The sequence below is a fragment of the Bradyrhizobium sp. WSM4872 genome (assembly GCF_055811715.1).
Map to the genome: position 1 here is coordinate 84,324 of NZ_JBVVPT010000017.1, position 21,780 is coordinate 106,103.

The 21,780-nt window shown below is 64.2% G+C and carries 23 protein-coding genes; 13 read left to right on the plus strand and 10 right to left on the minus strand.

The features are described from left to right. From AC0L3C_RS22225 to AC0L3C_RS22250, 6 genes are all read left to right on the plus strand, one after another. Entirely contained in the window at nt 1-1,188 is a 1,188-nt protein-coding gene (locus AC0L3C_RS22225) for a carboxylate-amine ligase (RefSeq protein WP_473264921.1), read from the plus strand. Nucleotides 1,189-1,280: 92 nt separating this feature from the next. Further along, nucleotides 1,281-1,487 (plus strand): hypothetical protein, encoded by a 207-nt coding sequence (locus AC0L3C_RS22230; protein ID WP_027519345.1) that lies wholly within the window; start codon nt 1,281-1,283, stop codon nt 1,485-1,487. Nucleotides 1,488-1,590: 103 nt separating this feature from the next. Continuing rightward, nucleotides 1,591-2,157, plus strand: a complete 567-nt coding sequence (locus AC0L3C_RS22235) for a YciE/YciF ferroxidase family protein (protein ID WP_007612902.1) — start codon at nt 1,591-1,593, stop codon at nt 2,155-2,157. A 154-nt stretch (nt 2,158-2,311) separates the two neighbouring features. Next, complete coding sequence (locus AC0L3C_RS22240) at nt 2,312-2,695, plus strand: Hsp20/alpha crystallin family protein (protein ID WP_007601432.1); 384 nt, start codon at nt 2,312-2,314, stop codon at nt 2,693-2,695. Between the two features lie 8 nt (nt 2,696-2,703). Continuing rightward, a complete protein-coding gene (lon, locus tag AC0L3C_RS22245) occupies nt 2,704-5,121 on the plus strand; it encodes an endopeptidase La (protein ID WP_473408988.1) in 2,418 nt (805 codons plus the stop codon). Beyond that, on the plus strand, nt 5,118-5,282 hold the full coding sequence (locus tag AC0L3C_RS22250) for a hypothetical protein (protein ID WP_473281834.1): 165 nt from the start codon (nt 5,118-5,120) through the stop codon (nt 5,280-5,282). Before lon ends, AC0L3C_RS22250 begins: the two co-directional genes overlap by 4 nt. A gap of 70 nt (nt 5,283-5,352) precedes the next feature. On the opposite strand, the gene AC0L3C_RS22255 is transcribed toward AC0L3C_RS22250, so the two are convergent. The 9 genes from AC0L3C_RS22255 to AC0L3C_RS22295 all read right to left on the minus strand — a co-directional run bounded on the left by AC0L3C_RS22255 (nt 5,353) and on the right by AC0L3C_RS22295 (nt 14,986). Then, on the minus strand, nt 5,353-5,655 hold the full coding sequence (locus tag AC0L3C_RS22255; protein ID WP_007601427.1) for an HU family DNA-binding protein: 303 nt from the start codon (nt 5,653-5,655) through the stop codon (nt 5,353-5,355). A gap of 281 nt (nt 5,656-5,936) precedes the next feature. Then, nucleotides 5,937-7,169 carry an acetyl-CoA C-acetyltransferase gene (locus AC0L3C_RS22260; protein WP_473281836.1) on the minus strand — a complete coding sequence of 411 codons (1,233 nt, stop codon included), beginning with the start codon at nt 7,167-7,169 and terminating at the stop codon, nt 5,937-5,939. Nucleotides 7,170-7,318: 149 nt separating this feature from the next. After that, on the minus strand, nt 7,319-8,782 hold the full coding sequence (locus AC0L3C_RS22265) for a GH1 family beta-glucosidase (RefSeq protein ID WP_473408989.1): 1,464 nt from the start codon (nt 8,780-8,782) through the stop codon (nt 7,319-7,321). 710 nt (nt 8,783-9,492) lie between these two features. Next, the gene (locus AC0L3C_RS22270; RefSeq protein ID WP_473264925.1) at nt 9,493-9,900 is read right to left on the minus strand and encodes a hypothetical protein; all 408 of its coding nucleotides are present in this window, start codon (nt 9,898-9,900) and stop codon (nt 9,493-9,495) included. A 59-nt stretch (nt 9,901-9,959) separates the two neighbouring features. Further along, the gene (locus AC0L3C_RS22275) at nt 9,960-10,127 is read right to left on the minus strand and encodes a hypothetical protein (RefSeq protein ID WP_007612915.1); all 168 of its coding nucleotides are present in this window, start codon (nt 10,125-10,127) and stop codon (nt 9,960-9,962) included. Between the two features lie 169 nt (nt 10,128-10,296). After that, nucleotides 10,297-10,530 (minus strand): hypothetical protein, encoded by a 234-nt coding sequence (locus AC0L3C_RS22280; RefSeq protein ID WP_007601418.1) that lies wholly within the window; start codon nt 10,528-10,530, stop codon nt 10,297-10,299. Continuing rightward, nucleotides 10,527-10,826: a hypothetical protein gene (locus AC0L3C_RS22285; RefSeq protein WP_473281842.1), complete on the minus strand. Its 300-nt coding sequence runs from the start codon at nt 10,824-10,826 to the stop codon at nt 10,527-10,529. Before AC0L3C_RS22285 ends, AC0L3C_RS22280 begins: the two co-directional genes overlap by 4 nt. Nucleotides 10,827-10,969: 143 nt before the next feature. Further along, nucleotides 10,970-13,474, minus strand: a complete 2,505-nt coding sequence (locus AC0L3C_RS22290; RefSeq protein ID WP_473408990.1) for a TonB-dependent receptor — start codon at nt 13,472-13,474, stop codon at nt 10,970-10,972. 153 nt (nt 13,475-13,627) lie between these two features. Continuing rightward, entirely contained in the window at nt 13,628-14,986 is a 1,359-nt protein-coding gene (locus tag AC0L3C_RS22295) for a histidine kinase (RefSeq protein WP_473264927.1), read from the minus strand. Between the two features lie 145 nt (nt 14,987-15,131). On the opposite strand from AC0L3C_RS22295, the gene AC0L3C_RS22300 reads away from it, so the two are divergent. Both AC0L3C_RS22300 and fghA read left to right on the plus strand, forming a co-directional pair. After that, nucleotides 15,132-15,752 (plus strand): response regulator, encoded by a 621-nt coding sequence (locus AC0L3C_RS22300; RefSeq protein ID WP_473281848.1) that lies wholly within the window; start codon nt 15,132-15,134, stop codon nt 15,750-15,752. 69 nt (nt 15,753-15,821) lie between these two features. Next, nucleotides 15,822-16,667, plus strand: a complete 846-nt coding sequence (fghA, locus tag AC0L3C_RS22305) for an S-formylglutathione hydrolase (protein WP_473408991.1) — start codon at nt 15,822-15,824, stop codon at nt 16,665-16,667. Between the two features lie 26 nt (nt 16,668-16,693). Here the strand turns inward: fghA and AC0L3C_RS22310 are convergent, their stop codons facing one another. Continuing rightward, nucleotides 16,694-17,197, minus strand: a complete 504-nt coding sequence (locus tag AC0L3C_RS22310; protein ID WP_473264930.1) for a DUF3280 domain-containing protein — start codon at nt 17,195-17,197, stop codon at nt 16,694-16,696. Nucleotides 17,198-17,323: 126 nt separating this feature from the next. Between AC0L3C_RS22310 and AC0L3C_RS22315 the strand changes: the two genes are divergently transcribed. The 5 genes from AC0L3C_RS22315 to AC0L3C_RS22335 are packed head-to-tail and all read left to right on the plus strand — an operon-like array spanning nt 17,324 to nt 21,755. After that, a complete protein-coding gene (locus tag AC0L3C_RS22315; RefSeq protein ID WP_473281852.1) occupies nt 17,324-18,505 on the plus strand; it encodes an ABC transporter substrate-binding protein in 1,182 nt (393 codons plus the stop codon). 10 nt (nt 18,506-18,515) lie between these two features. After that, the gene (locus tag AC0L3C_RS22320; protein ID WP_473408992.1) at nt 18,516-19,496 is read left to right on the plus strand and encodes a YVTN family beta-propeller repeat protein; all 981 of its coding nucleotides are present in this window, start codon (nt 18,516-18,518) and stop codon (nt 19,494-19,496) included. Next, nucleotides 19,493-20,299 (plus strand): ABC transporter ATP-binding protein, encoded by an 807-nt coding sequence (locus tag AC0L3C_RS22325; protein WP_473408993.1) that lies wholly within the window; start codon nt 19,493-19,495, stop codon nt 20,297-20,299. Before AC0L3C_RS22320 ends, AC0L3C_RS22325 begins: the two co-directional genes overlap by 4 nt. Beyond that, nucleotides 20,296-21,144, plus strand: a complete 849-nt coding sequence (locus AC0L3C_RS22330; protein ID WP_473264933.1) for an ABC transporter permease — start codon at nt 20,296-20,298, stop codon at nt 21,142-21,144. Before AC0L3C_RS22325 ends, AC0L3C_RS22330 begins: the two co-directional genes overlap by 4 nt. Then, nucleotides 21,141-21,755 (plus strand): hypothetical protein, encoded by a 615-nt coding sequence (locus AC0L3C_RS22335; protein WP_473264934.1) that lies wholly within the window; start codon nt 21,141-21,143, stop codon nt 21,753-21,755. The genes AC0L3C_RS22330 and AC0L3C_RS22335 overlap by 4 nt, the downstream gene beginning before the upstream one ends. Nucleotides 21,756-21,780 lie beyond the last annotated feature (25 nt).

The window sequence follows — 21,780 nt, forward strand, 5'->3', positions numbered from 1 at the left end:
ATGCACCGTTACCGCTTCGGCATCGAGGAGGAATACTTTCTGGTCAACCGCCAATCGGCGGCACCGAAGTCCGAGCTGCCCAAACCCTATATGGCAGCGGCCCAGAAACGCCTCGGGGAGCGGCTGACCACCGAGATCCTGCAATCGCAGATCGAAGTGGCGACGCCGCCATTGGCGACTTCAGCCGATGCCATCGCCGAGCTTGCACACTACCGCGCGGTTCTGGCCGAGGTCGGCAAGGACCACGAGGTCGGCATCGTCGCGGCGGGGACGCATCCGTTGGCTCAACCCCAGCAACAGCGCATGACGCGCAAGCGCCGCTACAGCAAGGTCATCAACGACCTCGGGATGGTCGGCCTGGGCAATCCGATCAGCGGGCTGCACGTCCACGTCGAGGTGCCCGAGCCGGACCACCGGGTCGAGATCATGCACCGCCTCGTCCCGTTCCTGCCGCTGCTGCTGGCGCTGTCGACCTCGTCGCCGTTCTGGTGCGGCTACCCCACCGGATTGCTCGGCTACCGCAATGCCGCAAACGACGCCCTGCCCCGGACCGGCTTTCCCGAGATGTTTCGCAACCTCGCAGAATATGAGACCTATGTGAGAACCCTGGTCGATGCAGGCATCGTCCCCAATGCCACCTATGTGTGGTGGGCGCTCCGGCCTTCGCTCCAACATCCCACCCTGGAGCTGCGCATCACCGATTGCTGCACGGCAATTGCCGACTCGGTGGCGATCGCGGCGCTGTTTCGCGCGCTGGTCAGGCACGCCGTGCACCATCCGGATCTGAACGCCACCTATTCGGCCGTGCACCGCGCATTGATCGAGGAGAACCGCTGGCGTGCCCAGCGCTACGGAACCGACGGGACGTATATCGATCTGGTTTCGTTCGAGCCGATCTCGTTCAGGACCTGGCTCGAGACGGTGATCGCCATGCTGGCGCCCGACATCGCGCATCTTCGCATCGAGGACGATATCCAGCATCTCAAGACCATCCCCAAGCGCGGCACGTCGGCCCATCTTCAACTGGAATATTTCCGGGGCTTGAGGAAATTCGGCCGATCGCCCCGGGACGCGATCGGCGACGTGACGAAATGGCTGCGGACCTCGACCGAGGCCGGCGACTTCACCGCGCAGGCGGGCGAGCCGAAAGGGACAGCGGTGCGGCAGCCTGTCGCCAATCCAGTGTGAGGCGTCGGATGCGACGAGGGCTGGTTGAGGAACGACCTTCCGCCGTCCGACTTAGCAGACCATGACCGCAAGGGACATGGTGGAGATCATCTATGAGCGACAGCGGAGTTAGCATGTTGCTGGGCCACGCCTCGACCCAGATGCTTTGGCTCTGGTTCATCGGCGCGTTCGTGCTCGGCGGCGCTCTCGTCTACGGCGTCATGAAGGCCGGTCACCTCCGTCGCAGCGAGCGCGCGCGCCTCGACCGCGCGACGGAAGCGCGACAGCGCCAGGACGATCCGTACAAGCGTCCGGGTTAATCCACACTGCGTTGCAGATTGGGAACCTTTGGCCGCGCAGAGTCTTGATCGCCCGAGGATAGAGGAAGGCGGGGCCTTCCCGTTCACCTCGACAGGAGGATTTATGGCCAAGAAAGCGAAGAAGCGCACAACCAAGAAATCGTCGACGGGCCGCGCCCGTCAGGCGCCAAAGATGTTGAGCGACCTATTCCTGGAAACGCTCAAGGACATCTATTTCGCCGAGAACAAGATCATCAAGACCTTGCCCAAGATGGCCAAGGCTGCCAACTCGAAGGAGCTCGCGGCGGCTTTCAACAAACATCTGCGCGAGACCCAGGGCCAGGTCAAACGTCTGGACCAGATCTTCAAGATGCTCGGCAAGCCGGCTCGCGGCAAGCCTTGCGAGGCGATCAACGGCATCACCGACGAAGGCGCCGAGATCATGAAGGAGTTCAAGAACGCTCCTGCGCTCGACGCCGGCCTGCTCGCAGCCGCGCAGGCGGTCGAGCATTACGAAATCTCCCGCTACGGGACGCTGCGCACCTGGGCCGAGGAGCTCGGCATGCAGGACGCCGCAAGGCTGCTGCAGGCGACGCTGGACGAGGAAGAGGCGACCGATCACACCCTGACCGAGCTCGCCACCTCCGTCATCAACCTCGAGGCGGAAGAGGAATACCGCCAAGCGGCCTGAGCCACACGTGGCGTGACGATAAAACGCCGCGGCCGGAAGGCCGCGGCGCATGTGTTTTCGGATCGCACGATCCGCATGGCACCTCCGCGCCGCCGGGCTGGAATTCTCGGGAACCGGCCCCATATTCAGCGTTCCCCACCGCCGAGCCCGCATCATGCAACCCAAAAATCCCCTCGACTGGATGCTGTCCGAAGCCCTGGACTCGCTGACCCGCGCCGAACGGCTGCGCCAGCAGTTTGGCCGCCAGGAAGCCTGCTGGGAGCCTCCCATCGACGTGCTCGAAACCGAGCATGAGCTCCTGATCCTGGTCGCGCTTCCCGGCGTCAATCCCGACAATGTCGAGACTGTCATCCATGACGGCGTGCTCGTCATCTCCGGCCAGCGCACCCTTCCGCCGGAGCTTCGCAACGCCCGCATTCACCGGCTCGAACTGCCGCAGGGGCGTTTTGAGCGCCGCATTGCATTGCCCGTTGGCCGCTACGCTATCAGCCGCTTCGTGATGGACGGCTGCGTCGCGCTGCGCCTCGCCAAATCCTGAGGTCGATCATGGCCACCGAACCAATGAATACCGCACCGACCAATCCCCAGAGCAATTCCGACGTGAAGATTCCCGAAGACGCGCTGATCATCATTCCCGTGCGCGAGATGGTGCTATTCCCCGGCGCCATCGCGCCGATCGCAATCGCGCGGCCGAAATCGGTCGCCGCCGCGCAACAGGCGCTGCGCGAGCAGCGGCCGGTCGGCATCGTCCTGCAACGCAGCCCCGAGACCGAGGAGCCCGGCCCGGACGACCTCTATCGGGTCGCGACCATCGCCAACATCGTGCGCTACATCACCGCGCCCGACGGGACCCATCACATTGTCTGCCAGGGCGTGCAGCGCGCGCGCATCCTCGACTTCCTGCCGGGGACGCCGTTCCCGGCCGCGCGGATCCAGCAGATTCCGGAGCCGACCACGAGCACGCCCGAGATTGAGGCCCGCGGGCTGAACCTGCAGCGCCAGGCCATCGAGGCGATCGAGCTGCTGCCGCAGGCGCCGCCGGAGCTGATCGCGATGTTCCAGGGCACCACCGCCCCCGGCGCGCTGGCGGACCTGGCGACCTCGTTCATGGACATCAAGCCGCAGGACAAGCAGGAGGTGCTGGAGACCATCGACCTTGCTCTGCGTGTCGAGAAGGTGTCGAAGCATCTGGCCGAACGGCTGGAGGTGCTGCGCATCAGCAACGAGATCGGCCAGCAGACCCGCGCCAGCTTCGACGAGCGGCAGCGCGAAGCGATCCTGCGCGAGCAGATGGCGACCATCCAGCGCCAGCTCGGCGAAGGTGACGGCAAAGCGGCCGAGGTCGCCGAGCTGACCGCTGCCATTGCCAAGGCCAACATGCCGCCCGAGGCGGACGCGCATGCGAAGAAGGAGCTGCGCCGTTACGAGCGCATGCCGGAGGCCGCTGGCGAAGCCGGCATGGTCCGCACTTACCTGGACTGGCTGATCGAGCTGCCGTGGGCGCTGCCCGCGGAGAAGCCGATCGACATCAAGGAAGCGCGCCGCATCCTCGACGCCGATCACTTCGGCCTGGAGAAGATCAAGAGCCGGATCATCGAATATCTGGCGGTGCGCAAGCTGGCGCCGCAGGGCAAGGCGCCGATCCTGTGCTTCGTCGGACCGCCCGGCGTCGGCAAGACCTCGCTCGGCCAATCCATCGCACGCGCGATGGATCGTCCCTTCGTGCGCGTCAGCCTCGGCGGCGTGCATGACGAGGCCGAGATCCGCGGCCACCGGCGCACCTATATCGGCGCGCTGCCCGGCAACATCATCCAGGGCATCAAGAAGGCCGGCACGCGGAACTGCGTCATGATGCTGGACGAGATCGACAAGATGGGTCGCGGCGTGCAGGGCGATCCTTCCGCCGCGATGCTGGAAGTGCTTGACCCCGAGCAGAACGGAACGTTCCGGGATAATTACCTGGGCGTGCCCTTCGACCTGTCGCGCGTGGTGTTCATCGCGACCGCCAACATGCTGGACCAGATCCCGGGTCCGCTGCTGGATCGCATGGAGCTGATCAGCCTCGCCGGCTACACCGAGGAAGAGAAGCTTGAGATCGCGAAGCGCTATCTGGTGCGGCGGCAGCTCGAGGCCAATGGCTTGACGCCGGAGCAAGCCGAGATCGAGCCGGAGGCGCTGAAGCTGGTGGTCAAGGGCTACACCCGCGAAGCCGGCGTGCGTAACCTCGAGCGCGAGATCGGAAAGCTGTTCCGCCATGCTGCCGTGCAGGTGGCCGAAGGCACCGCCGTAAGGGTCGTGGTGACGCCGAAGGATATCGGCACCGTGCTCGGCCAGCCGCGGTTCGAGGGCGAGATCGCGCAACGCACCAGCATCCCGGGCGTGGCCACCGGCCTGGCCTGGACGCCGGTCGGCGGCGACATCCTGTTCATCGAGGCCTCGCGCGTATCAGGCCGGGGCGGCATGATCCTGACCGGCCAGCTCGGCGAGGTCATGCGCGAGAGCGTGCAGGCTGCGATGACCCTGGTGAAGAGCAAGGCCACGCAGCTCGGCATCGATCCGCAGCTGTTCGAAAAGAGCGACATCCACGTTCACGTCCCGGCGGGCGCAACCCCGAAGGACGGGCCGAGCGCGGGCGTCGCAATGTTCACGGCGCTGACGTCCCTGCTCACCAATCGCACGGTGCGCAGCGACACCGCCATGACCGGCGAGATCTCGCTCCGCGGTCTGGTGCTGCCGGTCGGCGGCATCAAGGAGAAGGTGGTGGCGGCTGCGGCCGCGGGCCTGAAGCGGGTGATGCTGCCGGCGCGCAACAAGCGGGACTACGACGACATCCCGAAGAGCGCGCGGGACAACCTCGAATTCATCTGGCTGGAGCGCGTCGACGAGGCCATCGCCGCGGCGCTCGAGCCGGCCGAGGCCAAGGTCGAGGACAAGATCGAGGCCAAGGTCGAAGCGGCGGAGTGAATGCGACGAAAAAACTGCTGGAAAGAGCGAAGCGATCGCGGAAGGCGCAACGGCTGCGCCAGTTGCTCGATCGCGCCATCGACGGGTTTCGCGATGCGCTGGCGGCATCAGGACCGCGGCTTCAGCCGATCCCGGTCCGCGCGAAGCGCCGCAAGGGTTGAGCCCTCCGTCTCAAGTCCTCGCGGCAGCCCCAAACAAAAGGCCCCCTCGGTCGAGGGGGCCTTCGCGTTGTTAGCCCACTGCGTCCTTGGCAGCCTTGACCGGGCGGGCGCGGACGATCTTCCGGGCCGGCTTGGCCTTGAACATCATCTCTTCACCCGTGAACGGGTTGGTGCCCTTGCGCGCCTTGGTCGCGGGCTTCTTGATGACCACGAACTTGGCGAAGCCCGGCACCAGGAACAGGCCGTTCTTCTTGAGCTCCTTGTGACCGACGTCGGTCAGCGTCTCCATGACGCTCTTGACGTCACGCTTGGAAAGCTCGGTGGTGGTCGCGATCTTTTCGATCAGCTGCGATTTCGACATTTGGGTGGCCATCGTGTCTCCTCTGATTCGTTGACGGCTGCATATTAGACCAACCGGTGAAGGCCTATAGCCTTCTGCACAGTTTTGTCGGGGTTTTACGGGCTTTTTTGGCCCTCTGTGGCAAAAAACCCTGCTTTTTAGCCACTTCCGGAGCGGGAGAAGCCTCAGGCAGCGGATTTTACCTTGTTTCAAAGGCCCGCACGCAGCCTTGCTAAAGCTGATTCGATGCTTTCGACAAGCGACGACCGGCCTCTTTGTGAAAGGCCGGTCGCGATTCACCCTGGAAAATAAGACTAGACGCGCTCGATGATGACGGCCGGGGCCATGCCGCCGGCCGCGCACATGGTGACGAGACCGCGCTTCAAGTCGCGCCGTTCGAGCTCGTCGAGCACGGTGCCGATCAGGATCGAGCCGGTGGCGCCGATGGGATGGCCGAGTGCGATCGAGCCGCCATTGACGTTGACCCTGGCGCGGTCGAGCTTGAGGTCGCGGATGTATTTTTCCGCAACCACGGCAAAGGCCTCGTTGATCTCGAACAGGTCGATGTCGTCGATGGTCAGCCCCGCCTTCGCCAGCACCTTGCGCGTCGCCGGCACCGGCGCGTTCAGCATCAAGGTCGGCGAGTCCCCCATGTTGGCCATCGCGACCACGCGGGCGCGCGGCTTCAGGCCATGCGCCTTGGCATAAGCCGGCGACGCCAGAAGGATCGCAGCCGCGCCGTCGACCACGCCGGACGAGTTGCCGGCGTGGTGCATGAAGTCGATCTCGAGGTCGGGGTACTTCTGCAGGATCAGGCCGCGATAGGTCGTGCCCTTGTCGTCGAGCGCATGGTCGGCAACCGCCGGGAATGCAGGCTTCAACGCGCTCAGCCCTTCCATCGTGGTCTGCGGCCGCGGATATTCTTCATGGTCGAGCGCGAGGCTGCCGTCCTCGCGATGCACCGGCACAAGGCTCTTCTTGAAGTGGCCGTTCTCAATCGCATGCGCGGCACGCTTCTGGCTTTCGAGGCCGAGCGCGTCGACGTCCCTTCGCGTGATGCCTTCCAGCGTTGCGATCGCGTCGGCGCAGACGCCCTGATGCGACTGCGGATGCCGCGCACGCAGGCGCAGATTGCCGTTGTCCATCATCATCGGGCCGCCGCCGCGGCGTCCTTCCATCGACATCATCTCGCAGCCGCCGGCGACGACGAGATCTTCCGCGCCCGCCATGATCGAGCTTGCGGCCATGTTGACGCTGGTGATGCCGGAGCCACAGAAACGGTCGAGCGTCACGGCACTCGCGCGCACGTCGTAGCCGGCATCGAGCGCCGACATGCGGCCGAGATCGCCGCCTTGCGTTGCGACCTGCGCGCTGCAGCCCCAGATGATGTCGTCAACGTCAGCGGTGTCGATGCCGGTGCGCGTCGCGAGCGCGCGCAGCACGGTTGCTCCCAGCTGCTGCGGATGAATGCCCGAGAGCGCGCCCTTGCCGACCTTGCCGACGCCCCGTGGGGTCCGGCAGGCATCAATGATGAGTGCATCGGTCATTGGCGTTATCCTCTATTTTGAATTGTTGGAGGCGTTTTGAATCAAGGTGCGAAGGGAGTCAATGCGCGCTGGCGGAACCGCCTCACCCCACCCTCTCAGCGCAAGCCAAGCTCGTCGCGCCTCCGCAAGAACAGGGAGAGGGAGAGCAATCACACCCCCGCCGCGTTCTTCGCGATCACGTTGCGGTAGAAGCTGGCGCTGAGTTTCGGCGTGCGCACCTGGGTGTCGAAATTGACGTGGTAGAGCCCAAAGCGCTTGTTGAGCCCGAACACCCATTCAAAATTGTCCATCAGGCTCCAGAGGAAATAGCCGCGCACCGGCACGCCTTCGGCGGTAGCGCGCTGGAGCTGGGCGAGGTAGTTGCGCAAATACATGATGCGATCGGTATCGTAGATCTTGCCGTCGGGCGTCACAACGTCTTCGCCGGAGGTGCCGTTCTCGCTGATATAGATCGCGTCCGTCTTCCAGATCTTCGCCGCCAGCTTCGGCACCCAGTAGATCGTCTCGGGGCCGACGCGCAGCCAGTCCGAATTCATGTGCGGGAACGATTTCGGGATCGGCAGCGGCATGAAGCCCGCGCCCTTGTCGGAGGCCACCACGTAGTTCTGCGGCGCGTAGATGTTGAGGCCGAGGAAATCGACCGGTGAGGAGATGATCTTCAGCTCCGCATCGGTGAATTTCGGCGCGTCGCGCCCCGCGAACTTCAGGAAGGCGTCGGTATACTGGCCCGTCATGATGACGTTGAGATAGCCGGCGTTCATCTCGCGCAGCGCGATCTCGGCAGCACGGACGTTCTCGGGCGTGTCGATCGCGGGCGCGCAGGCGTCGATGTTCTCGGCCGGCCCCACCCTGGTGCCGCGGCGGCCATGGGCGCGCACCGCCTGTACCGCGAGCCCGTGCGCGAGCGCGCTGTTGTGCCTGATCTGATTGACCTCGGCTTGTGGCAGCGTCACGCCCGGCGCGTCGATGCCGATGCCATAGCCGAAATGGACGAAGCGACCGCTCTCGTTCAGTGTGAACACGTTCTTGACGCGATCGGTCAGGTGCCCGGCGACATAGGCCGCGTAATCACCGAAGATCTTGCAGGTCTCCGTCGAGCGCCAGCCGCCAAACCGGTCCTGGAGCGATTGCGGCAGGTCCCAATGATAAAGCGTCAGCCACGGCTCGATGCCGTTCTTGAGGAGTTCGTCGACCAGGCGGTTGTAGAAGTCGAGCCCCTTCGGGTTGGGTTTGCCGTCGCCGTCCGGAAACAGCCGCGGCCAGGCCACCGAGAAGCGATAGGCCTTGCAACCGAGCTCCCTGATGAGCGCGATGTCCTCCTTGTAGCGGTAATAGTGCTCGTTGGCGCGGTCGCCGGTGGTGCCGTCCTCGATCTTGCCGGGGATGCGAACGAACTTGTCCCAGATCGAGGCCCCTCGCCCGTCCTCGTTGACCGCGCCCTCGACCTGATAGGACGAAGTCGCCGTGCCCCAGACGAAGCCCGCCGGAAAGCCGTCCACGTTCCGCGGCGGCGATGCGGGCTTGGCGTCCGCGACCTCGAGAGGATTGGCGATTCCGGCTGCGGACAATCCCGCCAGCGTGGCGAACTGGCGACGCGAGACCTTGTCCGACATTGATCCTGCTCCGGGGTGATGCTCTTGCGGCGGCACCATGGCGAATCGCGGGTCGTTTGAGAAGCGGGCGAGCCGAGGGCCGAGGATGCAGGATTGCAGAATGCGACAAAGTTGTCCGAAAGGGGCCACGGCGATCGTCGGCAGAGCTACCCCAAAGCCGAAATACCAGCCCCACGGTCGTTCGAATTACCAGCCCAATCCGGCGAGGAAGCTGTCGGTTCCCCCCATGCTTACAGAATGCCGTAAACCGCTCGGAAATTAGGACCAAAGTTCGCAAATATGGCGTATGGTGCACCATCGCCGCTCCGCTCTGGGCGATTGTCTGTCTGCACCGGTCAAGCAAGAGAACCACTGACTTAGGACGCGGTTTGACCGCATGAGACTGTGGTAACCTCTTCCGCTGAGCAAGCGCCTGCCCTGTCAGGGATACAACGACCGGCCCCACGCCAGAGCCACTGTGAATTCGAGGTAGATCTATGTCGTATGCCTACAAGCTGAATGAAGACGTTCGCCACCAGCCCCAAGGCCCACAAGGACGCGCCGCAACTGAGCCACCGATGATTTACACGATCGTCCAGCATATGCCCATCGAGGCCGATGGACGTCTCCGATACCGCATCAAGTGCAAGTCGGAGAAAATCGAGCGAGTCGTGACGGAAGATCAGCTTTCGTATTCGCAGTGAACTGCTCGATGACGGCGGCTCCCTCGCTCAGCGCGAGCGCTTCGGCAATTTTGGCAGCTTGTCGGGATTGAACGGCGGTATCTGCCGGGTTCGTTCTGGCGCGGGCGCCTGCTGTTCCGTTAGGATCAGCGTACCCTGAAGGATCATTCCCGGCGCTTGCGCTGCCGTCGCCGTGTAGGTCGCGACCTTGCCCGGGCAGTTTCCCTCGATGTCCAGCGTGAGCTCATCGTCGACACCGAACACCGTTGCGCGTCCGTCGGTATGGCGCTTCGTCGACACGGTGGCGGTGAAGCGATCGCCGTCGACCTTGCAAGAGCCGTGATAGGTCATCAGGCTGTCGCAGCCCCAGATCTGTCCGTCTGCGATATGGACGATCCCGGTCCCCTGATCGAGGGGCGTCTTGTACCAGGCGGCATAGGTGCCGTCCTTCAACATGGGAGCAGTCTCCCGGTATTCCCTCGCGCATCATCGACACGATCAGCGCTAACAAAGCGTTAATCGCGCGGCCCATGCCAATCGGGGCTATCCCTGCGCAGCTCGGCTTCCAGGTCTTCAATGATGCTGTGAAGCAGACACGCGGCAAGTGGATCGGTCACTTCGCGCTCCAACCGCCGGTAACGCGCGATCTGGAATTCCTGCTCTCTCAACTGGTGCTCTGTCATCGGACGGGCCCTCCGACAGATCGACGCCGAGACAGCCAAGTCGTTTCGTTACAATTTTAGGATCATTCGCTATGGTTTCCGATCGGTAAAAACAGCGCGACGCCAAGCTTCGCCGGCGCGCGGGATCATCGGAGGTTTCGAAAGGTCGATACGCCGACATGCGCCGCTGTTACGGCACGTCACCGCTTCTCCGGTTCTCACCGATGCTGTGCGGCTTGTTGAGGAAGAACTCCCGGTTGCCGAGAGCCGCCTCCGCGTACTGGTCGATCGCGACCTGGATGGCCTCGATGTGCATGCGGCACCAGCCCTCGAGGCAGGACAGGCGCCGCGCATGATGGAGCGCCTTCAGAAATTCCGGCGGCTCCTGCATGTCGGAGAAGTAGGTCGGCCTCTCCCCCTTCATGCTCGTGCCATCTCTCGCGGCGGAACAAGACGGCGCTTCTCGACACCGACGCGCGACGGCATCGGCCGACGGCGGGGAACGAAGAGGCTGGCGACGACGATCGGGTCGGAATCTCCGAGCGCGGCCCGCTCCTGAACGAGCCCGCTCATCACCGTGCGCATCTTCATGACTTCGCCTGCGACGAAGCTGCAGTCCTCGTCCCTGTTGATCTGCTCATGCATGATGGCCTCGGCTTCGCGCATGCTGACGCGCAACGCCCTGATGATCCTGCGGATTTCGTTAATGCGGTTGTCCATGGCTCGCTCCCTTGGCTGGACGAGCAGCATAAGAACAAAACATGAACAATGAGTCAATCGGCTTGAGGTAGAACAGAGCCGGCGTGACACGCCGTTTCGCGCGGTGCCACCCCGCGTCGGCCCCCGGGCTTACCGAGCCAAGATCAGAACGTCACCCGCATCCCCGCATAGAAGGCGCGCGGTCTTGCCGGGCTAAGCGAGCGCGGGTCGGTGAACTCGGCGGCGCCATTGGTGAAGTTGGGGACGGCTGTGCGGTCGAAGAACTGTCCATAGGTCGCGTAGCGCCTGTCGAAGATGTTGTCGATCTTGCCGTAGAGCTGGACGTTCTTGGTCACTTGGTAGGACGTGTGCAGGTTGAACACGGTGTAGGACGGCAGCTTCGCATATTGGTTGGACTCGTCGCCGACCAGATATTGGCTGGAGACGAACAGCGCGTTGCCGCCGACTTTCCAGACGTCGGTGACGGCATAGTCGATGCCGACCTTGACGCGATGGCGCGGGATCGCCGGGAGCTGGTTGCCGGGCAGCACCTGAATGGTCTCGGTGACAGTATCCCTGAACGGGCTCTCGGAACCGAGCGCGAAAGCGTCGAGATAGCGTGCGTCGACGAACGCGTAGCTCGCCTGAAACTGAATCGTGGGCGACTTGATGTTGATCTCGGCTTCGAGCCCCTGACGCCTGGTACGGCCGACATTGGAGAAATAACCGAAGCCGGTGCGGCCGACTGCGGGAACGGCGACGATGTCGTCGTAATTGGTGGCGCGGAAGCCGCCGATCTTCCAGCCGAGCGTGCCGATGTTCAGGTCCCTGCTGCCGCGCAGGCCCGCTTCCACGGTCTTGGACACCACCTGCTTCAATGGCGGATCGGAGACGAGAAACGCGGCAATGAGACAGGGACGAGCTGGATCGGAGCAGCCTAGCTCCAGCGGAGTCGGAACGCGGTTGGCCTCTGAATAGCCGGCATAGGCCGTCAGCTCCGGCGTGATCTTGTAGGTGCCGCCTATCACCGGATTGAACCGGGTGAAGGTGTGATCGCCGTTGAGATCGGTCCCGAGCTGATCCTCCAGCGTGATGCGCGCCACGTTGAAACGGCCGCCGCCGGTGACGGCGAAGGCGTCCGTGATATTGAACGTGTCCATCGCGTAGAGGCCGTTATATTGATTGACGGTCCGCAGCGAGACAGGGCCGGCAACGGTATCAGGTACGCCGGTCGGCCCCAGGAACAGGCCGGCGCCGCTGACGACGTAATTTTCTCCGATCGTGCCGATTTCGGCGGTGGCGTTATAGCGCGTGACACTGGCGTCATAGGTCGCGCCCATCACGAAGCGGTTGTCGTGGCCGAACAATTGATCGGTGTTGGTGGCCTGCCCCGACACGCCGAAGGTGGTCGAGCGTATCGAGCTGCGGTCGATCTCGCCGAGGATGGTCCCGGACGCGAAAGGATTGGCGAGCGGCAGACCGTTCACACCGTTTGCCGGTGTGGCGCCGTCGCCGAAGCAAAGAAGGCCGGTGAGCCCCGGATCAGTGCATTCCTGCGCGTCGGTCGGATTGCCGTCCACGAGCTTCTGCTCGTAGCGGCGCACATGAGCGGTGCCTTCGAGCGTCCAGGTCGGCGTCGCATCGACTTTGCCCGTCAGATTGAGATAGCCGACGCGATTGGAGGTGGTCTGCGGTGACGTGTAGGTCGCGCCCCAATATTTGTCGAGCAGCTCGGCCGGAACGGTGGCGCTGGCGCCGAAATCGTTCTTGGCGACGCCCATGTTGGCGTGGAATTCGCTGTCGCCGGCCTTGTAGCCGACGTCGCTGTAGAAGCGCCGCACATCCGATTGGGAGAAATTGCGGAAGCCGTTGTCGTGCAGGCCTTCGAGCGCGGCATAGACGCCGTAGTTCTTGTCGACCGTCTTGCCCCATTGCGCCGAGCCCTGGATGCGGCCGAACGAGCCGCCCATGAGATCAAGCTCCGCGCCCTGATAGGTGAAACCGTCCTTCATTTGCAAATTGATCGCGCCGCCCAGCGCGTTGAGGCCGAAGGCGGGATTGTTGGTCACGAGCGTCACCGACCGGATCGCCGCGGTCGGGATCAGGTCCCAGTTGACGGCGTCTGAGAAGGCTTCGTTGATGCGAACGCCGTTCTGATACACGGCGAGGCCTTGCGGCGTGCCCGTCACGGGCGAGGCAACGAAGCCGCGGAATTCGACATCCGGCTGAAACGGATTGCCGGTGACCTCGCTGATGTTGACGCCAGCGATGTTGTCGCGAAGCGCGTCGGTGATGTTCAGCGAGCCGGTGCGCCTGATCTGGCCGGCGTCGACGGCGTTGATCGCCGACGGGACCTTGTCGACGTCAAGACCTCTGCCGGTACCCGGCGCGGTCGGATAGACGTAAAGGCGCGTCTTGGGGCTGGCGGATGACGGCGCGCCGATGTGCGCAACCGGACGCGATGACGCGGTGCGCCGCGCCGTTGACGGCGGCGGCGCCGTCACCTCGACCGGCGGCAGGTTCTGGACGTTGGTCTCTTCATCCTGCGCGGCTCCCGCGGGGACCGCGAAGACGGAGACCACCCCGGCAGAAACCGAGGCCATCAACAAACAACGCTTGAACCCAAGAGGCTCGAACCCAAAACGCTTGAACCGAACACGATCGCCCATCCCAGCCTTCCCATCCGTCACCGCCGGCTGTTTTGATTTTCGCCGGTTGGTCGAAACGAGTGTAATCGGCGGCGATGCGTGCGCCAGCCACAAAAGGTCGGGGCATATCCGCACCCATTTTCCCGACCAAATCGGGAATTTTTCCCGACGCGATCAGGCCGCCGCCGTCGGAACCAGTGCTTCGACGGTCAGACCGCCATCACCGGACACGACGTTGAGCGTGCCGCCCAGCGCCAGGATTCGCTCGCGCATGCCGACGAGCCCGAAGCCGAGCTTCTGGCCCGGCTCCATGCCACGGCCATTGTCGCTGACCCGCACCCGGGCGCAGCCGCGGCCGTCACTTGCCGTCTGCGCCACCGGCTCGATGACGACATTGACCGAGGTCGCCCCGGCGTGGCGGAACACGTTGGTGAGCGCCTCCTGCACGATGCGGTAGATGGTGAGGTCGGCGGTCTCGCCCGTGACGCCAAGCGCCGGCGAGATCGCGGTCTCGATGGTGACATCGGGATGCGACTCCCGCCACAGTCGCGACAGCGATTCCAGCGCCTGGCGCAGGCCGAGCTCGGCCAGGCCGACGGGACGGAGGCGCTCCAGCACGCGGCGATTGAACTGCTGCAGCGCGTTGATCTGCTCCAGCATGGCACTGCCGTGTTTTCGCACGGCCTCCGCACTCGGGGCGCGTCCGTCCGCCTGCTTCGCCAACGCGCTGGCATGCGCGCGTAGCGAGAACAGGTAGGGCCCGAACTCGTCATGCAGCTCGCGCGCGATCTCCTTGCGCTCGACATCCTGGAGCGACACCGTGCGCTCGGCGAGGCGCCGCTTGTCCTCAATGGCGTCACTGAGCGTCGCCGCAAGATGGTTGAGCTTGGTGCAGATCGCGGCCAGTTCCGGCGCGCCGCCCGGCGCGACGCGCGCCTGATAGCGACCGTCTTCAAGCTCGGCCATCACATCCGCCAGGGACTGGAGCGGCGCCAGTGCCCGGCCGACCACATTCATCATCACCAGGAACAGCGCCAGCGCGATCACCGAGCCGACCTCGAGCTGGGTCACGATGGCGTCCCAGATCTCGGCGATCTCGTCATCGGGATGGGAGGTGATAAGCAGCGAACCCGGCTTGCCATGGATGGAGACGGGTACGCTCACCGCGGTCTGCTCGGGATGCACCAGGCTGACGAACCAGGCCGGCGGCGCGCGGGTGTCGTCATCGGCGTCGGTCCGCGGCTGCGTCAGCGGACGACCGGCTTCGTCCCGGAGCGCGATGCTGACATGGCGCAGGCGGCTGAGGTCGCGTGCGATCTGATTCAGCCTCGCATCCGGATCGGGCGCCTCGTTGAGATCCGCAACGATCATTTCGATGAATTCGCGCGCGAGCCGGATCACGCTCTGGTCCTCGGCCTGCACGCGCGGCCCGGCTTCCGCAACCTGGCGGCCGATATTGACGGCGAGCCCCAGCGCCAGCAGCAGCGCCAGCAGCAGGTTGATGCGCCCGCGCAAGGATAGATTTTGCCACATTGGTCTCGCCCGTGCCCCCGCGAAGGATCGGCTTGCGCCTGTCCGATAACGTTGACAGAGGCGAAGCGCCCGATATCTAATCGAAAGCGTACAGCAATCCCGGCCGGGCGCGAAACAGGCCAAGACGCTGTCGCGAGGAACGCCTATGCGCATTTTGATCGTCGACGATCATCCCATCGTCGCCTCCGGCTGCCGTGCCGTGCTGGCCGACGAGGGCGAGATCGAGATTTTGGAGGCCGCCGACGCCGAAGACGGCGAGTGCGTCTTCATTGTCGAGCGCCCCGACCTCTCGATCATCGACATCAACCTGCCGACCGTGTCCGGCTTCGAGCTCGCGCGCCGCATTCTCGAGCGCGCCCCCGATGCCCGAATCATCATGTTCAGCATGAACGACGACCCTGCTTTTGCCGCGCGTGCGATCGAGTGCGGCGCCAAGGGCTACGTGTCCAAGACCGGCGACCCCGACGATCTCGTCGAGGCGATTCGCATCGTCGGCGGCGGCGGCACCTATCTGCCGAGCGCGATCGCGCGCAGCATCGCCTTTGCCGGACCCGCGCTGGCGCAAAGCCCGCTATCGAAGCTGAACGCGCGCGAGATGGAGATTTTGCGGTTGCTCAGTGCCGGAAAGAGCCTTTCCGAGATCGCCTGGCTGGTGCAGTCGTCCTACAAGACTGTCGCCAACACCTCGTCCATCATGCGCCAGAAGCTCGGAGTGAAAACCTCTGTCGAGCTGGTGCGGCTGGCGATCGACAGCGGCGTGGCCTGACGGCGCCACGAATTCGGTCACACAAGCGTTGCAATCCTGATGTGGTTTGATGCCACGGAGCATAATGGCATGACGATCCAGACTGTCTCGACCAATACATCCTATGGCGGCGTGCAGGGCGTGTATCGCCATGCCAGCCAGGCGACCGGAACCGACATGACGTTCTCGGTCTATGTTCCCCCGCACGCGCAGGGCGCCAAGCTGCCCGTGGTCTGGTATTTCTCCGGCCTCACCTGCACGCACGCCAATGTCACCGAGAAGGGCGAATTCCGCAAAGCCTGCGCCGAGCTCGGCCTGATCTTCGTGGCGCCCGACACCAGCCCGCGCGGGTCCGACGTCCCGGGCGATGCCAACAATGCCTATGATTTCGGCCTAGGCGCCGGCTTCTATGTCGATGCGACGGAAGCGCCGTTTTCGCGCAATTATCGCATGTGGAGCTACGTCACCGACGAACTGCCGAAACTCGTGGCGGAGAATTTTCCGGTCGATGCGAAGCGCCAATCGGTGATGGGCCATTCGATGGGCGGCCATGGCGCGCTGACGGTCGCGCTGCGCAACCCGCATCGTTTTCGCGCGGCCAGCGCCTTTGCGCCGATCGTGGCGCCGTCGCTCGTGCCCTGGGGCATCAAGGCGCTGACCGGCTATCTCGGGCCGAACAAGGATATGTGGCGCAGCCACGACACCGTGGCGCTGATCGAGGACGGCGCGAAGTTTTCAGGCTTCCTCGTCGACGTCGGCGAGGCCGATAATTTCCTGAAGGAGCAGCTCAAGCCGGAGCTGCTGCAAGCCGCCTGCAACAAGGCGAACATCCCACTGACGCTGCGACGACAGGCGGGGTATGATCACAGCTACTACTTCATCTCGACCTTCATGGGCGATCACCTGCACTGGCATGCGGAGAGATTGAAGGGGTGAGCTTTCTGCCTCTCCCTTGGAAGACTCTACTCCGGCTTGCCGTAATTCGGTGCCAGCAACCGGTTACGGATCAGATAGCTCATCGTGCGCGTCCAGGATTCATCCGTGTTGCCGCGCATGTCGGCGCTGGCAGCCGTGATCATGTTGCCGGTCTTCACGTCGCGCAGGTAGATGTTCAGATTGATGATCAAGTTCGAGACCTTCTGCACCATGCCGGTGATTTCCAAATCGGCACCCAACTGCCCGGCAAGCTTGAGGTCGCAGCCGCCGCAGGCCTGCAGATTGGCGTGACGGGCCGCATCCCGGATCGGCGCGATATCGAGCAGCTGGAACCTGCCTGACTCAACCAGTGCCTTGCGCAACTGCTCGCTGATCAGGTCGAGCCGCGCCTCCTCGGGCTTGGATCCGTAGAACTCGCCGGGCAGGCTGGTGTCGATCAGTTCGAAATCGAACACCGCGAGCTTCGGCGGATCGGCGAGCGCGACCGAGCCCGTCAACAGCAAAGCGGCGAAACATATCAGCGCTCGCATGATCGTGATTCCCGGCGTGGCAACGTGAGGACGAAATGCGGGGTTGCATGCCCTGACAAATCGGTCATGCTTTAGCAGAGACAATTCTCCATCGGCGGTCAAGCCGGGGAGTTGTACGGAGGAAACATGATCCGATGGTTGGTCGGCCTGATCGGCCTGGGTTTTGCTGCGACGAGCGCGCTCGCGGCCGACCCTGTCATGATCGGCGTCGGCTATCTCGGAATTGCCGGCACCAGATCGACGCTGTCGCTGGTCGAGCAGCCCGCGGAGAATGACGGCGTCGCCGGCGCGCGCCTCGCCATCGAGGACAACAACACCACCGGCAAATTCCTCAACCAGCGATTTGCGCTGGAGGAGCGGCGTATCAAGGAGGGCGAGGATGCCGTGCAGGCCGCGACCGACCTCGCCGCACGCAACGGCTTCATCATCGCCGACCTGCCGGCCGACGCGCTGCTGAAGGTCGCCGACGCCCTGCGCGAGCGCGGCACGCTGCTGTTCAACGCCGGCGCGATCGACGAGCGGCTGCGCGAGGCCGATTGCCGTGCCAACGTCATCCACACCGCGCCGACGCGCGCAATGCTGGCCGATGCGCTCGGCCAATATCTGGTGTGGAAGCAGTGGAAGCGCTGGCTCCTCGTGGTCGGCTCGCATGACGAGGACAGATTGTTCGCCGATGCGCTCCGGCGCACCGCGACGCGGTTCGGCGCCAAGATCGTGCAGGAACGCAGCTTCGAAGACAAAGGCGGCGCGCGCCGCACGGACTCGGGCGTGACGCTGATCCAGCGCCAGATCCCGGTGTTCACGCAACAGGCGCCGGCCTACGATGTGCTGGTCGCCGCCGACGAGAGCGAGGTGTTCGGCGCCTACCTGCCCTATCGCACCTGGGATCCACGGCCTGTCGCGGGCTCTGCCGGCCTCGTGCCGCGGAGCTGGGACGCCGCGCAGGACCAGTGGGGCGCGATCCAGATGCAGAACCGCTTCGTCAAGCTCAACGCGCGGCGGATGACCGCACTCGACATGCAGGCATGGACGGCGGTGCGCATGATCGGAGAGGCCACCTCGCGCACCAATTCCGGCGACGTCAAGAAGGTCACCGATTTCATCAAGGGGCCGGATTTCTCGGTCGCCGCCTTCAAGGGCACAAAGCTGACCCTGCGCGACTGGAACCTGCAGCTGCGCCAGCCGATCCTGCTGGTCGACGGTCGCATGGTGGTGTCGGTGTCGCCGCAGGAAGGTTTCCTGCACCAGGTCTCCGAGCTCGACACCCTCGGCTATGACCGCCCGGAGAGCAAATGCAAGCTGAAGTGAGGACATCAAAGTGAGGACCTGGACGTTGCGCGCGTGGCGCGTTGGGTTGCTGTCCGGATTGGCACTGGCGGCGGCGCCGGCGCATGCGTTCATCGCCTATGTCTCGAACGAGAAGAGCAACACGGTGTCGGTGATCGACACCGACAGCTGGACGGTGACCAAGACCATCAAGGTCGGCCAGCGCCCGCGCGGCATCGACTTCACGCGCGACGGCAAGTTCGTGATGGTCGCGGTCGGCGACGACGACACCATCCAGATGATCGACGCCAAGACGCAAACCGTGGTGGACAGCCTGCCCTCCGGGCCCGACCCTGAATTGTTCGCCCAGGATGCCGCCGGCAAGGTCCTCTATGTCGCCAACGAGAACGACAACACGGTGACCGTGATCGACCTCGAGAAGCGCGCGCGCATAGGCGACATCCAGGTCGGCGTCGAGCCCGAGGGCATGACCATCAGCCCGGACGGCAAGACGCTGATCAACACGTCCGAGACCACCAACATGGCGCATTTCATCGACACGTCGTCGCGCCAGATTGTTGCCAACGTGCTGGTCGACGCGCGGCCGCGCTTTGCCGAATTCAAGCACGACGCTTCGGAATTGTGGGTGTCCTCGGAGATCGGCGGCACCGTCTCGATCATCGATCCTGGAAAGCACGAGGTGACCGGCAAGATCAATTTCGAGATTCCGGGGTTGAGGAAAGAGGCGATCCAGCCCGTCGGCATCGGCATGACCAAGGACGACAAGACCGCCTTCATCGCGCTCGGTCCCGCCAACCGCATCGCCGTGGTCGATACCGCCTCGCGCAAGGTGACGAAATATCTGCTGGTGGGACAACGGGTCTGGCACATGGCCTTCACGCCGGACGAGAAATTTCTGCTGACCACCAACGGCGTGTCCAACGATGTCTCCGTCATCGACGTCGCCGCTCAAAAAGTGATCAAGACCATTCAGGTGGGCGAACTGCCCTGGGGTATCACGATCGCGCCATGACCAGCCCTGCTCCCATCACCGAACAACGCGAAACACCAAGGCCCGATCCGGCGGCCGTGCCCGCGCTGTCGATCGACAGCGTCAGCCACGCCTATGGCCCGCGCCGCGCGCTGATGGACGTGTCCTTCAACGTCCAGCCCGCGAGCTTCACGGCCCTGCTCGGCCTCAACGGCGCAGGCAAGAGCACGCTGTTCTCGCTGATCACGCGCCTGTTCGGCATCCAGTCCGGCCGCGTCGGCATTTTCGGCCATGACATCAGCAGGAGTCCCGGCGAAGCGCTGCGGTTGCTCGGAGTCGTGTTCCAGCCGCGCACGCTCGATCTGGACCTGTCGCTGACGCAAAACCTGCTCTATCACGCCGCACTCCACGGCATCAGCCGCCGCGAGGCTCGGGCGCGAGCCGCCGAGCTGCTCGATCGCATCGGGCTTACCGAGCGCGCCGGCAACAAGGTGCGCGATCTCTCGGGCGGGCAGATGCGGCGGCTGGAGATCGCCCGTGCGCTGCTGCATCGGCCACGCCTGCTGTTGCTGGACGAGCCCACCGTCGGCCTCGACGTCAAGGCGCGCGCCGACATCATCAGCCATGTGCGCCAGCTCGTGAGCGAGCAAGGCATCGGCGTGCTCTGGGCCACGCATCTGTTCGACGAAATTATGGCTGGTGACGATCTCGTGGTGCTGCATCAGGGCAAGGTGCTGGCGCAGGGACCGATGAGTCGCGTCGTCGCGCAAGCCGGCGCGCAGGACGTCAACACCGCCTTCATGCGCCTGACCGGCGCGCAGACCTTGCCGGGCGGCGGCGCATGAGCAGCATCACCACGCGCGAGGCGCCACGCGGCTTCTCGGCCGCCGAATATATGACCTGCCTCACGGGCATCGTCTGGCGCGAGGGACTGCGCTTCCTGCACCAGCGCGAGCGGTTCGTCTCGGCGCTGGTGCGGCCGCTGGTGTGGCTGTTCATCTTCGCCGCCGGTTTCCGTCAGGTGCTCGGCATCTCCATCATCCCGCCCTACGAGACCTACATCCTCTACGAGGTCTTCATCGCGCCCGGGCTGATGGCCATGATCCAGCTCTTCAACGGCATGCAGTCCTCGCTCTCGATGGTCTACGACCGCGAGATGGGGAACATGCGCACGCTGCTGGTAAGCCCCCTGCCGCGCGGCTACCTCTTGTTCTGCAAGCTGCTCGCGGGCACCGCGGTGTCGCTGCTCCAGGTCTACGCGTTCCTGCTGATCGCCTGGTTCTGGGACATCACCCCTCCTCTATCAGGCTATCTCACCGTGCTGCCGGCACTGATCCTGTCCGGACTGATGCTGGGCTCGCTCGGCATGCTGATCTCCTCCGGCATCAAGCAGCTGGAGAACTTTGCCGGGGTGATGAATTTTGTCATTTTCCCGATGTTCTTCGCTTCGTCGGCGCTTTACCCGCTCTGGCGGGTGCAGGAGGGCAGCCCCTATCTCTACTATGTCTGCGAGGCCAATCCGTTCACCCATGCGGTCGAGCTGATACGTTTTGCATTCTACGGGCAAATCAACTGGATCTCGCTGGCGGTGGTCGCGACCTGCACAATCGTCTTCATGATCGGCGCGATCTATGCCTATGATCCCTCGCGCGGGCTGGCGCGACGGGGCCCTGCGGGAGGCGAAGGATGACGGTTCGGGTTCTGGCCATGGCCGCTCTGATGCTCGCAGCCGTGAGCACGGCAGCACGCGCGGCCGATCCGCGCTATCCGGATTGGCCCTGCACGCAGGCAAAAGTGCCGGAAATTTCGCTCGCAGCCGTTTGGGCCGGTCCTTCGCTCGACGACGTGCAGAACAAGTGGAAGGACGACGCCAAAGTCAGCGCGCTGGTCGCGAAACTGTCGGCACGCAAGACGCCGCTGGACGAGGCCGAGAAGTTGGTGAAGGAGTTTTTGGCAGGCTCCGCGTCCGACAAGACCGCGAATGCGAAACTGCTGTTCGCAGGCCTGTTCGACACGCTCAACGCTCAGCGCTCGCAGGTCATGAGCGGGCTGGAGCGCGTCAGCCGCAAGCAGCGCGAAGCCGCCGACAAGATCCGCGAGGAGAGTGTCCAGCTCCAGGCGCTCCAGGGCGCCACGCCGCGCGACGAGGCGAAGGTCGATGCGCTCAGCAACGAGCTGATCTGGAAGACCCGCATTTTCGAGGACCGGCACAAGGTGGTGCGGTTCGTCTGCGAGGTTCCCACCACCATCGACCAGCGGCTGTTTGCGCTCGGACGCGTGATCCAGCAGGAAATGGAATAGCGTCAGCCTCATTGACCGCTTGCAG